Raw genomic sequence first — 14,088 nt, forward strand, 5'->3', positions numbered from 1 at the left:
AATAAAAAAGCCCAAACCTGTGGAGGTCCGGGCCAAGAGCGGTCTATTCGGATGAACAGGCCGCGACGGGGTGTTCAGCGGCGCCTGCTTCCGCAAGCGCCGCAATGCCTTGATTAGGAGTGGTAGGCTGCTTCGCCGTGGGTTGCGAGGTCGAGACCTTCGCGCTCGGCTTCAACAGAGACGCGCAGACCAATGACGACATCAACGATCTTGTAGAGGATCGCGGAACCGACGCCCGACCATACGATCGTCGTCAGGACGGCCTTCAGCTGAGCGAGAACCTGCGTCGCAGTACCCGGATAGCTGGCTGCAAAATCAGCCGTCGAGTAATCGACGATGCCTGCACCACCAAGCGCCGGGTTGACCAGGATACCGGTGCCAATAGCGCCGAGGATACCGCCGATGCAGTGAACGCCGAAGACGTCAAGGCTGTCGTCGTAGTTGAACTTGTTCTTCACGACGTCGACAAAGAAGTAGCAGACCGGCGAAACGATGAGGCCGAGAACGATCGAACCCATCGGGCCGGCGAAGCCGGCTGCCGGGGTGACGGCAACGAGACCAGCGACGGCACCCGAAGCTGCACCGAGCATCGAAGCCTTTCCGCGTGCAAAGTTTTCGACGAGGCACCAGGACACAGCGGCAGCAGCCGTTGCAACGAAGGTGTTGATCATGGCGAGCGAAGCATAGGCGTTGGCTTCGAGGTTGGAGCCGGCGTTGAAGCCGAACCAACCAACCCAGAGAAGCGAAGCACCGACCATGGTCAGGGTCATGGAATGCGGAGCCATGATTTCCTTCTTATAGCCCGTACGCTTGCCGAGCATGATGGCGCCGATGAGACCGGCCATACCGGCATTGATGTGGACGACCGTGCCGCCGGCGAAGTCAAGCGCGCCGTAGGAGAAGATCAGGCCCGATGGCGATGTGTAGGAGCTCGGACCGCCCCAGAACCAGACCATGTGTGCCATCGGGAAGTAGACGAACGTGACCCACAGGATGACGAAGAGCATGACAGCGGAGAACTTGATGCGCTCGGCAAAGGCGCCGACGATCAGCGCCGGCGTGATGCAAGCGAAGGTCATCTGGAAGCAGACGAAGGTCAACTCCGGAATGGCAACGCCCTTCGTGAAGGTCTCGGACAGGGTCGTCGTGTCGACACCCGCGAGGAAAGCCTTCGAGAAGCCGCCGACGAAGCTGTTGAGCGAACCGCCATCGGTAAAAGCCAGCGAATAGCCGTAGGTTACCCAGATGATCATCACCACGGCCGTGATCATGAAGACCTGCATGAGAACCGAGAGCATGTTCTTGGCGCGAACGAGACCGCCGTAGAACAGGGCAAGGCCCGGGATCGTCATCAAAAGGACGAGGACCGTCGAGATCAGCATCCAGGTGTTGTCACCCTTGTCGACCGTCATCGCAGGAGCAGCCGCGGCAGCAGCAGGCGCAGCCGTCGTGGCGGCATCCTGCGCGAAGGCAGCGATCGGCGCGAGCAGCGCAGCCGACGCAGCAGCAAGCCGCGCATATGTGGAAGAAAACTTCGAAATTGACATTGAAAGAGGCTCCCTTGCTCTGCCGCTCTTACAGCGCTTCTGTGTCGGTTTCGCCGGTACGGATGCGCACGGCATGGTCGATCGAATAGACGAAGATCTTGCCATCGCCGATCTGGCCCGTCTTGGCAGAGGACGCGATAGCCTCGACGGCCTTGTCGACGAGTTCGGAGGCAACCGCGATCTCGATCTTGAGCTTCGGCAGGAAGCTGACCGCATATTCGGTGCCGCGATAAATCTCAGTATGCCCCTTCTGGCGTCCGTAGCCCTTCACTTCGGTCACGGTCAGGCCCTGAATGCCGATCGCCGTGAGGGCTTCACGCACCTCATCCAGCTTGAACGGCTTGATAATGGCCATCACAATTTTCATCTGGTTTTCCATCCTTCGTTACCCTCGGCGCGGAGCCGACTCTCCTTGCCGCTGACGTTCCCGAACAGCGACCGCGGATATACATTCAAAGGGCGTGCCAGATTCGAAGGGTGAAACTAACTCATTGAAAAATAAAAGGTATATAAATTGGCGCCAATAAACAGGCAAATGATTGCCCAATAATCGCGCATAAAATATCCAAATGAATAAATATGCCTATAATTTATTCATCTGCCCTTTTACGAATCAGTCCCTCCTGCGCCACCGACGCAATCAGGAGACCGTCTTTCGTAAACAGACTACCGCGGGTCAGCCCCCTCGCGCCCGAGGCCGAGGGGCTGTCCTGCGTATAAAGAAGCCAATCGTCGAGTTTTGTCGGCCGATGGAACCACATGGAGTGATCGAGGCTGGCGACCTGGATCGTCTGGTCGAAGATCGACGTTCCGTGCGGATGGAGCGAGGTATCGAGCAGGGTCATATCGGAGAGATAGGCAAGAATGGCAGCCTGATAGTACCGATCGTCGGGAACCGGCCCCGTTGCCCGAACCCAGACATGCTGCACCGGATCAAGCTTCTTATCCGAGAAATAGTGCGTGAGTGATATCGGCCGGATTTCGATCGGCCGTTCGCGCTCCCAGTATTTGCGAATCGGGGCCGGCGCGTTGGCGAGAAACTGAGCCGCGATCTGCTGTTCATCGAGCAGCTTCTCGGGAGCGGGCACATCAGGCATGGCGATTTGGTGATCGAAACCGGGCTCCTCGATCTGGAACGAAGACGATAGGGCGAAAATTGCCTTTCCGTGCTGGATCGCCACGACCCGGCGCGTATTGAAACTCGATCCGTCACGAATCCGCTCCACCTGATAGACGATCGGCACCGAGGGATCGCCGGGGCGCATGAAATAAGCGTGCAACGAGTGCACGGTGCGTTCGCGCTCCACCGTGCGTTGTGCCGCCATCAACGCCTGCGCAATAACCTGACCGCCGAAAACGCGCTGCCAGCCGACCTGCGGGCTTCGTCCACGAAAGATGTCAACCTCGATCGGCTCAAGATCCAGCGTAGAAAGCAGGGTCTCCATCGCAGTCGGTTTTTCGGTGTCGCGCGTCATTTTGTATAGCTCCGGGCGGTAGGAAGTGCGGCAGCGATGATCTATATAGATCAATACGATATTCACAAGAAACGGAGCGGAACTCCATGCGGGACATGCTAGTTGTAGGCGCGGGTTATGTCGGGCTTTCCGCTGCCGTGGCAGTCAAGCAGGCGGCGCCTCACCTCGATATCGCGGTCGTCGAAGCAGCGCCTGCTGGCGTATGGCAGAAGGACATGCGCGCCTCGGCGATTATCGCCGCCGCGACCAGGATGCTTGAGGTTTTCGGCATCTGGGACGAGATCGAGCCCGAAGCGCAGCCGATCATCAAGATGATCGTTACCGATTCGAAGACATCCGATCCCGTGCGCCCGGTCTTCCTGACTTTCGATGGCGAAGTGGAGGATGGACGGCCTTTCGCGCACATGATTTCAAATGTCGCATTGGTCGGGGCACTCCGCGGAGCATGTGACCGGCTTGGCATCGAAATTCGTCACGGCTTCAGCGCGACCGGGCTTTCCATTGCCGATACGCATGCAACGGTCACGGCCTCGGATGGCAGCGTGCTGGACGCCCGGCTCGTCGTCGCCTGCGACGGCGTCCGCTCACACCTACGGGATCTGGCCGGCATCAAGACAGTCTCTTGGGACTACGGCCAGTCGGGGATCGTCACGACGGTCGAGCATGAGCGTCCGCATCATGGTTGTGCGGAAGAGCATTTCCTTCCGTCTGGACCTTTTGCCATCCTGCCGCTGAAAGGGAACCGCTCCTCGCTTGTCTGGACGGAGCCGACGTCGGAGGCCAACCGTCTCGTCACATCCGACGATCTCATCTTTGAGGAAGAGCTGGAGCGCCGCTTCGGTCACAAGCTCGGTATCTTGAGGGTTGTCGGCGAGAAGCGGGCCTTCCCGCTCGGGTTGACGCTTGCAAGGGCTTTCGTGGCGCCGCGTGTCGCACTCGCCGGCGACGCTGCGCACGGCATTCACCCGATTTCCGGCCAGGGCCTGAATCTCGGTTTCAAGGATGTTGCCGCGCTTGCCGAGACCATCGTCGAAGCCGACCGGCTCGGCCTGGATATCGGTTCAATCAATATCCTCGAGCGCTATCAGGCATGGCGTCGCTTCGACACCTTCCGCATGGGCGTCACAACGGACGTGCTGAACCGGCTCTTTTCGAACGATATGGCACCACTGCGCGTCGCCCGCGATTTCGGCCTGGGTATCGTCGATCGCCTCCCCGGCCTCAAATCATTCTTCATCGGACAGGCTGCCGGCACCACCGCCAGGGACAATCCCCGCCTGCTAGCAGGGCAGACAATTTAGTCAGTCGTCCAGCCCGCGCGCCTCTGAGACCAGCATGATCGGAATGCCATCACGGATCGGATAGGCTAGGCGCGCCTTCTCCGACACGAGTTCATTGTGCTCCTTGTCGTAGGTAAGCCGCCCCTTGGTCAGGGGGCATACCAGCAATTCCAGAAGCTTCGGGTCAACGCGGCTTAGCTTTTCATCCATAAGACGAACCTACTGCAGAACCGTGTCCGAGTCACCGAAGACACGCGCCAGCACGATCTCCGTGATCGCGATCAGTGTTTCGGCCCGCGTCTTTAGATCGGGCGCCTCCAGAAGGGCTTGCTTCTCGGCCGGTCCGAAGGGCGACATCATCGCGAGCGAATTGACCAAGGTCAGATTGCTGGCGCGCTCGACGCTTTCCCAATCGGCCTCGAGCTTGTTTGCGTCGAGATAGGCTTTGAAGGCGGCTAGAAGCGCGGCACGATCAACGGCATCCTCCTCGTCGCGCGCGGAAAGATCGGCAATGAAGGGGGCGATGCGAAAAGTCCGGAACGGATGATGTGTCTCCCGTTCCTCCAGCAGGCGAAAACGGCAGATCCCCGTGAGGGAAACGATGTAGCGACCATCACCCGTCTCGGCGAACGAGGTAATGCGCCCAAGGCAGCCAACCGGGGCCAGATGAGCCTCGCCTGGCCCTTCCTGGTCGCCCAGGGCCGGCTGAACGATGCCGATTAGCCGATTGCCTGACAAGGCGGCATCGAACATCGCAAGATAGCGCGGCTCGAAAATATTGAGGGGCAACTGGCCGGTGGGCAGCAGCAGCGCGCCGCCAAGCGGAAAGACCGCGATCGTATCGGGCAGATCACCGGGTTTCAGATATCGTGCATTCCCCACTTGCATAGAGACTGGTCCTGCGTCACCGGCAAGCGCGACACGATGCGCCCGCACAAACGGAAATGTGGGGCCCGGCTCCAAAAACGCAAGGGCGCTGATCGAAACTTAGAGGACGGATTACGAAAACAGCATCGCGGAAAGCTTGCGCCGCGCCGAAACCGTGGCAGAATCCTTGAAACCCCAGACGTCGAAGAACTGCAGCAGCTGGCGGCGAGCACCATCGTCGTCGAAAGCCCGGTCCTTGCGCATGATATAGAGCAGATGCTCTGCCGATTCCTCGCGCCGACCCTCAACGTTGCGGATCTTAGCAAGTTTCAGCCGGGCTTCGTGATCATCGGGATTTCGCGCCAACTCCTGCTCCAGGGCAACGGGGTCACCGAGCTTGCGCGCTTCCTCGATCTGGTCGAGCTTCTTCGATACGGCCTGGATCGCCGGGTCCTTCGCCATTTCCTCCGGCAGTTCGGCCAGCGCCTCGCGCGCGCGCTCGTACTGGTTTGCCGCAATCATGCACTCCGCCATTCCCGCCAATGCCTTGGCATTTTCGGGTTCGGCCTGCATGACGGCGCCGTAAAGCTGTGCGGCACCGTTGGTATCGCCGGATGCCAGCAGTTCGTCAGCCTCCTTCAGGACAGCCTCGATTTCGGCCGCCTGATCGGCGCCGGCCGGACCAGCGATGCGGTCGATGAACTGATGAATCTGGCTTTCCGGCACAGCACCCATGAAGCCATCGGCAGGACGACCGCCGACAAAGGCGATCACGGCCGGAATCGACTGGATGCCGAGCTGGCCTGCGATCGAGGGATGGTCATCGATGTTCATCTTGACCAGTTTGACGCGCCCTTGCGCTTCGTTGACGACCTTTTCGAGCACCGGCGTCAGTTGCTTGCAAGGACCGCACCAAGGCGCCCAGAAATCCACGAGAACCGGCTGGTTGCGTGATTCCTCGATGACATCCTTCGCAAAACCCGCAGTCGTCGTATCCTTGATATAGCCGCCCGCGCCCGGGGCCGGTGCTGCCCCGTAGTTTGCCGTAGCCGTCATCTGGCCAAAGGAATTGTTGTAAGGATTGTCGTTGCCGCTCATGGATATCTCCCGCCGCGCCGGTCAGCCGGCTTTTCTAGCGCTAAAATCGTATGTCAGGACGTCACTTTCAAGACAAGCGGCTTGTGCCCTGTCGCTTCCATAAAGCGAATGAGATCGCTGCTTGCGATCGATGTCGTGGCATCATTGGACAACGGATGACAATTGATGGTCTCATCTTCCATCAGATCGACATCGAGAACGAACGTTACGTTTCCGCCCGTATCGTTGATCGCTCCAAACGCCGTGACCGCACCGGGAACGACGCCAAGATACTCCATCAGCTTTTCCGGCTTTCCGAACGACACCTTGCTGGCGGCGCCGATTAGTGTATGCACCGTCTTCAGATCCACAGTCGCGTTCTCTTCCACCGTCAGCAGGAAGAATTGATCCTTCTTGTCTTTGACGAAGAGGTTCTTTGTGTGGCCGCCGGGGATCTCGTCACGCAGCGCGACCGATTCGGCGACCGTGAAGACGGGCGCGTGATCCTTGGTGCAGTGCTTGATATCCAGGCCGTCAAGAAAGGCAAAAAGGTCATCTCTGGTCTTCGGCGTCGCGTCGGTCATCATAAAATCCATGCGGTCAGGAGAGCGATAGGGTGTCTGATTACGTCCCGCCACCGTCTTTTGCAACGCTCGGAGTCGACGCTTTGCCCTGCATTTGCGGCACTTCCGATGACTTCAAGCGAGGTTCGAGAATTTTTCTTCGAGTTTCCGTCATTTCCCTGTTGCATTTGAAAATCGTTTGGGCGATATAGCGCCCGTCGCCGCAAGGTGGCGCCCACGGTCCTCACAACTACCCCGGACCGATGCGGATTGAGCGGGTGTAGCTCAGGGGTAGAGCACAACCTTGCCAAGGTTGGGGTCGAGGGTTCAAATCCCTTCGCCCGCTCCAAATTCTCTAAAAATATCAGTAAGTTATCCCGCTTCGGCGGATTTCTTTGTTTTGGCGACCGTCCCTCGGGCAGCACCGGCACGGTTTGTCGGTGGCGCGCTATCGTTGCTGATACTCGCGGGATGCCAGACAGGCGCGAGCCTTCGTTGGTTCACCTTGGTCGCGACGGTGATCCGATTGAAGCGCGACGGTCAAAGGTAAAGGACTTCGATAGCCTCTATGCGAAATGCGTTTGGTGGAAACCCGGAGCGGTTTGACATCAGGTTAAGCCGAATGCGAAGGGTGTCACAACGGCGCCCATCCTTTAGCGACCAACGAGATGTAGGCCCGGAAGGAGAGTGCAACTGAATCTTGATTTGCAGATGCCGGTTATCATCCCTGCCTGGCATCAGATCAGATGAGACGGCTTGTCTAGTGGCCGCCTGGGGGCCGCGTCCGCATCGGTTTCCGCCAAGATGACGACGGGGCAGAATGGCGCGCAATTTGAAAAGATACCGCCGACCGCTCACTATCAGGCGACCTCGGCCGCCGCGCTCGCTAGAACGTTCTGGACCATCGCCACGCTGAAACCAACGCTCTTTGCGATCGAGCGGAAGCTTTGGCCGGCTGCCCGTCGCGCCCATATGTCGCTGGCGATTTCGGGCGTGACTGACTTCGGCCGGCCACCAGTGCGGCCCTCAGCTTTTGCCCGCGCCATCCCTTCCATCTGCCGCTCCTCACGAATCTCCGTTTCAATTCCGCGATTAGCGCCAGGATACCCCTGACAAGCTTGCCCGTGCGGCTTGAGGTATCGACGGCCGCACGTCCAGAACCTTGAAGGCAACGCCTTTCTCATCCAGCTTTGAAATGACGCCGTAGAGGTCCATTGTCGATCGCGCCAGACGGTCGAGCTTCGTCACCAAAAGCGTATCGCCCTCACGCAAGTACTCTAGGCATCGCGCCAGCTCGACACTCTCCCGATCCAATCCGGAGCGCTTCTCGCGAAACACCCTCGTCGCGCCGGAACTAATGTACGCAAACAATACGCGCAATAGGCACGCCGTGGAAACGGGAACGGTTCTAGATGAGCGGAAGAGACGACATTGCATGTGAACCGTGTTATCGTTTCAACGAGGGAAATCATGTGACGCTCACTGTCCATTGGCGTCTTTTCCCAAGCGCTCAAACTGGGCGCGCCGTTTTTCGTGCAGATCCAACTCGACCACTACACGGCGCAAAAGTTGACCGATCTCAGGATCGACACGTCGGCAGTCGTCCGGGAGGACGACGTGGGCTACATCAACCAGCTTCTCGGCTCCAGAGCCGACAAAGCACGATGAAGGCTGAGATCATGAAGCTTCTCTAAGAGGACTAGGCGCCGCCGCCACCAACCAGAGATGAAGGGCATGACGGGATTCGAGCATACCGCGTTAACCCGGTTGGGCCAGTTCTTCAGCCCGGCGGCCGCCGCGCATCCTGGCCTCTCCGGCTTCAGCCTCTTGAGCCAGGCGCGCGAGGCCTTCATCACCCGTTTGGCGCTGGCCGACCTGGCCGAGCGATGTCTCGACATGCAGTACTATGTCTGGGACGGCGATACGACCGGCCGGATCATCGTCGACCGGGTGATGAGGGCGGCCGATCGCGGGGTCCGGGTGCGGCTCCTCGTCGACGATCCCTATTACAAGGCCAGCGATCAGGTCAAAGCTGCCCTCGACGCCCACCCCAACGTCGAGATTCGTCTATTCAACCCGACCAGGAACCGGAGGTGGTCCCGGCTGGACTTCCTTGTCGACTTCCGCCGGGTCAACCGCCGCATGCACAACAAGCTGATGGTGGCCGACAAGTCGGCGGCAATCGTTGGCGGCCGCAATATCGGCGATGACTACTATGGCGTGAACACGGTCGCCAATTTTCGCGATCTGGATGTGCTGGCGGTCGGGCCTGTTGTGGGCGATCTGTCGGAGGTGTTCGACCGATATTGGAACAGCGCCTCGACCGTGCCGATCGCAACCATCGTCGAGCGCGCCTACGGCGTCGCCGATCTCGATGCCATCCTGACCCGCTTGCGCCAGGAGATCGCCGCCGCTGACTACCCCTACCCGATCGACCAGGATCTCGGCGAGCTGGCTGCCCAGAGCGCCGAGCTGCGCGACGGTCTGGTGTGGGCGCCGGGCCGGATCATCGTCGACAACCCGGAAGCAATCGCCCGCGGCAAGGCGGCCGACGACGTGGTCGCCTTCATTCGCGGACGGGTCGCCGAGCTGAAGGAGGAGCTGCTCGCCGAGGCGCCCTATTTCGTCTTGCCCGCCGGGGCACAGGCGACCGTCAAGGCGCTGCACGAGCGCAAAGTCCGGGTGCGCGTGCTGACTAACTCGCTCGCTTCGAACAATCAGCTCGCCGCGCATTCGTGCTATGCCAAGACCCGCAGGCGCCTGCTCGAGAACGGCATGGAGCTCTACGAGCTACGCCCGGACACCGACGCCTTCCGGCGTGACTGGTCGCTCCGTTCGGGACGGTCGCGGGCGGCATTGCACACCAAGGCCATGGTCTTCGACCGCAAGGCCGTGTTCGTCGGCAGCTTCAACCTCGACCCACGATCTGCCGTGATCAACACGGAAGCCGGCCTCTACATCGAGAGCCCGGAGCTTGCCGAGAGGCTGACGGCCTACATGACGACCGGCGTCGCACCCGCCAGCAGCTACCGCGTCTTCCTTGATCCGAATGGTGGGATCATCTGGGAGACTGTGCGGGACGGCGAGATTGTCAGCTACCGGGACGAGCCCGAAACGGGGTTCCGCCGGCGGTTCGTCGCCGACCTCGTGAAACTTCTGCCGATCGACTCGCAAGTCTAACACCAATCGCTTTGCGACCGGCGCGCGGCCTGAGGTCTCGGCGTTGGCGCTAAAACATAAAAGATTCTCCCCCTACGCGCCTCTTGGAGCAGATCAAGTCGGATAGCCGTGTGGCTCTGGAATGGCTAGTTTAGCTAGATGGCCCGGTGCTTTGGGCCCCGCGTGTTTCTCAAAGGGAGGTATGTCGCGCGCAGCTATTCCAACACTACTAGTACAAACCCGGTCTTAGTCTCGCAGTTCATGCGGGTGGAATGCGTTGGCACCAAGCCGAGGACTTCTCGCATTGGGGTCGGGCGCTGGGCCTCGCGAAAAATGGCTTCCTCATCGCGATCGCGCTGATTCGGCAGCATGATCCTCCCATCGGTATCGCGATCCTCGATATGGCTTGGATCGTGCTGCAGCATTGGGAGAGTATGGATGATGGCGCGACAGTGATTCATTGAAACAGATCATCGCATGGCCATCGCCATTACCCTTCAGCCGAGCCCTTAGCTCGGTCCATCCGCCCATCCGCTCGTTATGATTGAGACGCTGATTGTCCGCTCGCCTGGGTATGGCCCCGCGAAGGCGGCCGGATCAAAGACACCGTAGTTTATAGGCTCACCCTGCCATTGAGCGTTTCCCGCTTAACAACCGCTCTTCCCCACCTCTTTGACCGGCGGCATGATACTCAGGGCGGCTTCAAAGAGTAGGGGCGGAAGCATGACTTCAAAAATGAAGTCGTGTGTCAGTGCACCCGTTTCGAAACCCAGCACGGCAAGACCCTGCCCGGCAAGAACGTGGCCTACGCATAGGGAGACGCATGCGCCTGATCGCGACGAGAACAAGCTACGCCCAGGAAGCCAATGGTGTGTGTGAGAACGGTGTCCATTGTTCCGCGGTCGCCGCGCTGATGTCCGTCCTATGAATTCTCAGACCGGCTGGTTGGGTTGAGCGCCTTGAAGGCGAAAGCCGCTGCGGCCCCGCCCAGCAGTTCGGCAATGATGTAAAGCCACAGGCTGGACCACGGGAGCATATTTCGAATAGAGGCGCCGATGGCAACGGCCGGATTGAAGGCCGCGCCCGACACTTGCCCCACCGCGAAGGCGCCAGCCAGGACGGTAAAGCCGATCGCGAGACCAAAGTAGGAATTTCCGTCGGTTGCGTCAGCCGTAGCCACGTTCAAGACGACGTACACCAGCGCAAACGTGAAAAGGAACTCGGCCAGAAACGCCCCCAATACGGGGGCGACGAATGGGCTAACCGGCGCCCCTTTGAGAGCCAAGCCGACGATCCACGCCGCAACGACAGCCCCCAGCAGTTGCGCGCCCCAGTAAGGCAGCACGTCCGCGGCAGGAAACCGCCCCCGCAGGTAAACCCCCAGCGTGACTGCCGGATTGTAGTGGGCACCCGAGATGTGGCCGCCTGCGTAGATCATAACCATCAGCACACTTCCTATGGCCAACGGAGCAATGACGCCCGGTGCCGCTGCCATTCCGGTGCAGCCGATTGTCAACACAAGAAAGAACGTCCCGATGAATTCCACGGCGTACCGGCGCATGATGCATCCTTTCGTCCTGATTGTCGGACCGCTTCAGAGACCAGCGTCAACAACGAAGCGAGTTGCAGGGGCGCTGCCGAAGAATTCCGACGGCGGGTTCCGGACTTCAGGCGTGAGCGAAACAAAAATGAACAACGCGCTGACTGAGCAAGACTGCCTCCCGGCGGGTTCCCTCGACCGAGGCATAATCTGCTGCACGCGGAGGTAACGTCAAGGGCATGATCCTGATGCCTCGATGGCGATGGAGCCCTCACTCGAACTGAAGGCCGGCGCGGCTTTCAAGGCGAACGAGGCGATCAACGTCTTTTACCGATGTCAGCTACACCTTCGATCTCGACGGCAACGACGACAACAGTTTCGGAGGCAAGGTCGGCTTGCGCTGGACATGGTAGCGCGCAGGCTTTTCAGTTACGCAGCCGGTATCCGGTCTTGAAGATCCAGCCCAGCGTTGCCAGGCAGATCGCCAGGAACAGCGAGATCATGCCGAGGCTGACCAGCGGGTTGACGCTGGCTATGTCAGCACGGACGCGAGCATGGCGGCTGTCGCGGCAAAGGAGAAAAGAGCTTCATGGTCGTTCCGATCGGTGGCGGGCTTGGCGGCAGGGGAATGCGTCGGCATAGGCATAGATGACGACGAGGGCGTAGAGGCCGGATGGTTTCGCGGCATCGTCGGGATGGGTGCGGAGATAGCGCTCGGCGATTTCCCGAGTCTGCTCGGGGACGAGGCCAAGATCGGGCGGAATGCAGAAGCTCTTTTGCTGTTTGCGCGTGACCTCAAGGTAGACGTTCATCGTCCGGACACCGTCGGCGGCGCCGCCGATGGCGGCAAGGAATTTGGGGTTGACATGGCTCTCAGCCAGGAAGTCGGCGACCGTCATCCCGTCGGCACGGGCAGCCGATGCTGTTGTCGTCATCATGGCCAAACAAGTCAGCACCAACCCGGCAACACGCATTTGAGCCCCCCACGCCAAACATGCCCAGCATAACGAAGAAGAACGAGGGCCGGAGCCGCCGGGATCGACGCCCAGAATATTCAGGGGTAAGTCATTCCTCAGGAGGCCGAAAAAGGCAACGATCCGCGGCCGTTGAGCACGGCAGTATGCGGCGGGCAGCACAGGCGTTTGGCGTGCAGAAATCCTGCGTCAGCCTATAGCGCGACAAATATCGTCGGTTCTCGGGACCCAAAAAAGTGGTCAGCGGGATTTAATTTCGAGGCGACGTCCAGGCATTCTGCGCGGCTTTCTTGGTGGGAGCATTGTCAAGCTGATCCCGGCGCTCGGCGCCGTCGCGAGACGCTTCCACCTGCCGGTCGGCGATGTAGGGCGCGAGCATTTGCTCCAAATGAGCTGCGGTCAGGCCTGCTGCAAAGCTTCTCATCTCATCCCTCATAGTATTTACACTTTGTAAACACTTACCGGCTCGCAGCGCCGATCGAAACGGTGCGATCGAACTCTCCACGTGCTTTTGTTCGGGCTAGGATGAGCGCTCGGAACTAGGGCATAGCCACCCCGAGCCGTTCGGCATGGGGTGCGAGTGATGTCGAGATGCTAGGGTGCAGCGCGACCCCTTCCGTCAGGGCGCGGCGCTTGCGCGCCAGGCCGTTTTCTCCCGGCAGCCGAACACGGGCAACGCCCGGTCGGGGCGGATTGCTGCGGCAGGCATCGGCGAGCCAGCCGGTCTGCCGCAGAAAGGCATCACGACCACCAAAGGCGTCAGGATCGAAGACCTGGACAGTGACCGCAGCGTTCGTACCCTTCGGTCCGTCAACGCGGCCAAATCCGGCAAGCCCTTGCGTGAAAGCTTCGACGTGAAGGGCCATGCCGTAGCCCTTCTGGCCATGATCAAGCCCTCCGACCGGTAGGAGCGTGCCGCCCCGTTCGATTACCCGCGGATCGCGGCTAGGCTCGCCATTCTCGCCCATCAGCCATTCGTGCTCATACTGCCGGCCTTCGCGAACCAGGCGCTGCGCCATGTTGACCGTCGTGATCGAAGCACTGATGTCGATCAGAATCGGATCGCCGGGGGTCGGGATGCCATGTGCGACCGGGTTCGGCGTGTAGACGCCCTTTCGGCCCCCGAATGGCGCGACCTGCGCGCCGGATGGGCTGGAGCTTGCGATGCTGACCATATAGCCGCGATCGGTAGCAATGGTGAGATAGGCGGCAAGGCAACCGATATGATGGCTGTCGGCGATCGCGATCGTCGCCGTGCCGTAGGTTTCTGCACGCTCGCAGGCAAGCTTCACTGCCTCCGATGTCAGCCAGGCACCGGGAAGGCGGCGTCCCTGCCATGCAATGGCCGGCCCGCGGTCGGATATGACCTCAGGCATGCCTTCGCGCTTCATCACGCCATCGGCGATACTTTGCAGATACCAGCCGGCCAACGCCAGACCATGCGTCGTGTGCCCCATCAGATCGGCTTCGACGAGATAGTGGGCGACAGCGGTGGCCTTTTCCCCCTCAAGCCCGGCAACAGTAAACAATGCCCGCGCGAATTGGCGCAGCGTATCCGGTGCGTAGCGGATATCGCATGTCTCGCCCATAATTCTCTCCATCGGTT

The 14,088-nt window shown here is 60.1% G+C and carries 17 protein-coding genes, 1 tRNA gene and 1 pseudogene; 5 read left to right on the plus strand and 14 right to left on the minus strand.

All coding sequences use genetic code 11. The features are described from left to right. Positions 1 to 113: 113 nt before the first annotated feature. The 3 genes from LPU83_RS58170 to tesB all read right to left on the minus strand — a co-directional run bounded on the left by LPU83_RS58170 (position 114) and on the right by tesB (position 3,022). Positions 114 to 1,547 carry an ammonium transporter gene (locus LPU83_RS58170; RefSeq protein ID WP_024315337.1) on the minus strand — a complete coding sequence of 478 codons (1,434 nt, stop codon included), beginning with the start codon at positions 1,545 to 1,547 and terminating at the stop codon, positions 114 to 116. A 28-nt stretch (positions 1,548 to 1,575) separates the two neighbouring features. Further along, on the minus strand, positions 1,576 to 1,926 hold the full coding sequence (locus tag LPU83_RS58175) for a P-II family nitrogen regulator (protein WP_007794422.1): 351 nt from the start codon (positions 1,924 to 1,926) through the stop codon (positions 1,576 to 1,578). A 211-nt stretch (positions 1,927 to 2,137) separates the two neighbouring features. Then, positions 2,138 to 3,022: an acyl-CoA thioesterase II gene (gene tesB, locus LPU83_RS58180; RefSeq protein WP_024315338.1), complete on the minus strand. Its 885-nt coding sequence runs from the start codon at positions 3,020 to 3,022 to the stop codon at positions 2,138 to 2,140. 86 nt (positions 3,023 to 3,108) lie between these two features. Here tesB and LPU83_RS58185 point away from each other — a divergent pair, with 86 nt between their 5' ends. Continuing rightward, positions 3,109 to 4,323, plus strand: a complete 1,215-nt coding sequence (locus LPU83_RS58185; RefSeq protein ID WP_024315339.1) for a ubiquinone biosynthesis hydroxylase — start codon at positions 3,109 to 3,111, stop codon at positions 4,321 to 4,323. Here LPU83_RS58185 and LPU83_RS58190 read toward each other — a convergent pair whose 3' ends face one another. From LPU83_RS58190 to LPU83_RS58205, 4 genes are all read right to left on the minus strand, one after another. Continuing rightward, positions 4,324 to 4,512, minus strand: a complete 189-nt coding sequence (locus tag LPU83_RS58190) for a Trm112 family protein (protein ID WP_024315340.1) — start codon at positions 4,510 to 4,512, stop codon at positions 4,324 to 4,326. Between the two features lie 9 nt (positions 4,513 to 4,521). Further along, the gene (locus tag LPU83_RS58195) at positions 4,522 to 5,190 is read right to left on the minus strand and encodes an LON peptidase substrate-binding domain-containing protein (RefSeq protein ID WP_024315341.1); all 669 of its coding nucleotides are present in this window, start codon (positions 5,188 to 5,190) and stop codon (positions 4,522 to 4,524) included. Positions 5,191 to 5,301: 111 nt separating this feature from the next. Then, positions 5,302 to 6,267 (minus strand): thioredoxin, encoded by a 966-nt coding sequence (gene trxA, locus LPU83_RS58200; protein ID WP_024315342.1) that lies wholly within the window; start codon positions 6,265 to 6,267, stop codon positions 5,302 to 5,304. Positions 6,268 to 6,320: 53 nt separating this feature from the next. Continuing rightward, positions 6,321 to 6,830, minus strand: coding sequence for a prolyl-tRNA synthetase associated domain-containing protein (locus tag LPU83_RS58205; protein WP_024315343.1), 510 nt, complete (start codon positions 6,828 to 6,830; stop codon positions 6,321 to 6,323). Between the two features lie 253 nt (positions 6,831 to 7,083). Between LPU83_RS58205 and LPU83_RS58210 the strand changes: the two genes are divergently transcribed. Next, positions 7,084 to 7,158, plus strand: a tRNA-Gly gene (locus tag LPU83_RS58210). Between the two features lie 511 nt (positions 7,159 to 7,669). On the opposite strand, the gene LPU83_RS58215 is transcribed toward LPU83_RS58210, so the two are convergent. After that, positions 7,670 to 7,864 carry a hypothetical protein gene (locus LPU83_RS58215; RefSeq protein ID WP_051166670.1) on the minus strand — a complete coding sequence of 65 codons (195 nt, stop codon included), beginning with the start codon at positions 7,862 to 7,864 and terminating at the stop codon, positions 7,670 to 7,672. Between the two features lie 37 nt (positions 7,865 to 7,901). Next, entirely contained in the window at positions 7,902 to 8,123 is a 222-nt protein-coding gene (locus LPU83_RS58220) for a recombinase family protein (protein WP_157997368.1), read from the minus strand. Positions 8,124 to 8,342: 219 nt separating this feature from the next. Between LPU83_RS58220 and LPU83_RS75185 the strand changes: the two genes are divergently transcribed. The 3 genes from LPU83_RS75185 (at position 8,343) to LPU83_RS58230 (ending at position 10,432) form a co-directional block, all read left to right on the plus strand. Next, a complete protein-coding gene (locus tag LPU83_RS75185; RefSeq protein WP_258579478.1) occupies positions 8,343 to 8,477 on the plus strand; it encodes a hypothetical protein in 135 nt (44 codons plus the stop codon). Between the two features lie 66 nt (positions 8,478 to 8,543). Then, positions 8,544 to 9,989 carry a phospholipase D family protein gene (locus LPU83_RS58225; RefSeq protein ID WP_051166672.1) on the plus strand — a complete coding sequence of 482 codons (1,446 nt, stop codon included), beginning with the start codon at positions 8,544 to 8,546 and terminating at the stop codon, positions 9,987 to 9,989. Between the two features lie 251 nt (positions 9,990 to 10,240). Continuing rightward, on the plus strand, positions 10,241 to 10,432 hold the full coding sequence (locus LPU83_RS58230) for a hypothetical protein (protein ID WP_024315345.1): 192 nt from the start codon (positions 10,241 to 10,243) through the stop codon (positions 10,430 to 10,432). A gap of 458 nt (positions 10,433 to 10,890) precedes the next feature. Here LPU83_RS58230 and LPU83_RS58235 read toward each other — a convergent pair whose 3' ends face one another. From LPU83_RS58235 to LPU83_RS58250, 5 genes and pseudogenes are all read right to left on the minus strand, one after another. Continuing rightward, positions 10,891 to 11,529: an MIP/aquaporin family protein gene (locus LPU83_RS58235; protein WP_024315346.1), complete on the minus strand. Its 639-nt coding sequence runs from the start codon at positions 11,527 to 11,529 to the stop codon at positions 10,891 to 10,893. A 404-nt stretch (positions 11,530 to 11,933) separates the two neighbouring features. Then, positions 11,934 to 12,044: pseudogene (locus LPU83_RS58240) on the minus strand (ABC transporter permease); the annotation flags it as partial. Between the two features lie 51 nt (positions 12,045 to 12,095). Further along, positions 12,096 to 12,446 (minus strand): Rap1a/Tai family immunity protein, encoded by a 351-nt coding sequence (locus tag LPU83_RS58245; protein WP_024315347.1) that lies wholly within the window; start codon positions 12,444 to 12,446, stop codon positions 12,096 to 12,098. A gap of 286 nt (positions 12,447 to 12,732) precedes the next feature. Then, entirely contained in the window at positions 12,733 to 12,906 is a 174-nt protein-coding gene (locus LPU83_RS73155) for a hypothetical protein (protein WP_167546213.1), read from the minus strand. 115 nt (positions 12,907 to 13,021) lie between these two features. Further along, on the minus strand, positions 13,022 to 14,071 hold the full coding sequence (locus LPU83_RS58250; RefSeq protein ID WP_024315348.1) for an Ldh family oxidoreductase: 1,050 nt from the start codon (positions 14,069 to 14,071) through the stop codon (positions 13,022 to 13,024). Positions 14,072 to 14,088: the final 17 nt, after the last annotated feature.

This window comes from Rhizobium favelukesii (assembly GCF_000577275.2).
Classification (GTDB): Bacteria; Pseudomonadota; Alphaproteobacteria; order Rhizobiales; family Rhizobiaceae; genus Rhizobium; species Rhizobium favelukesii.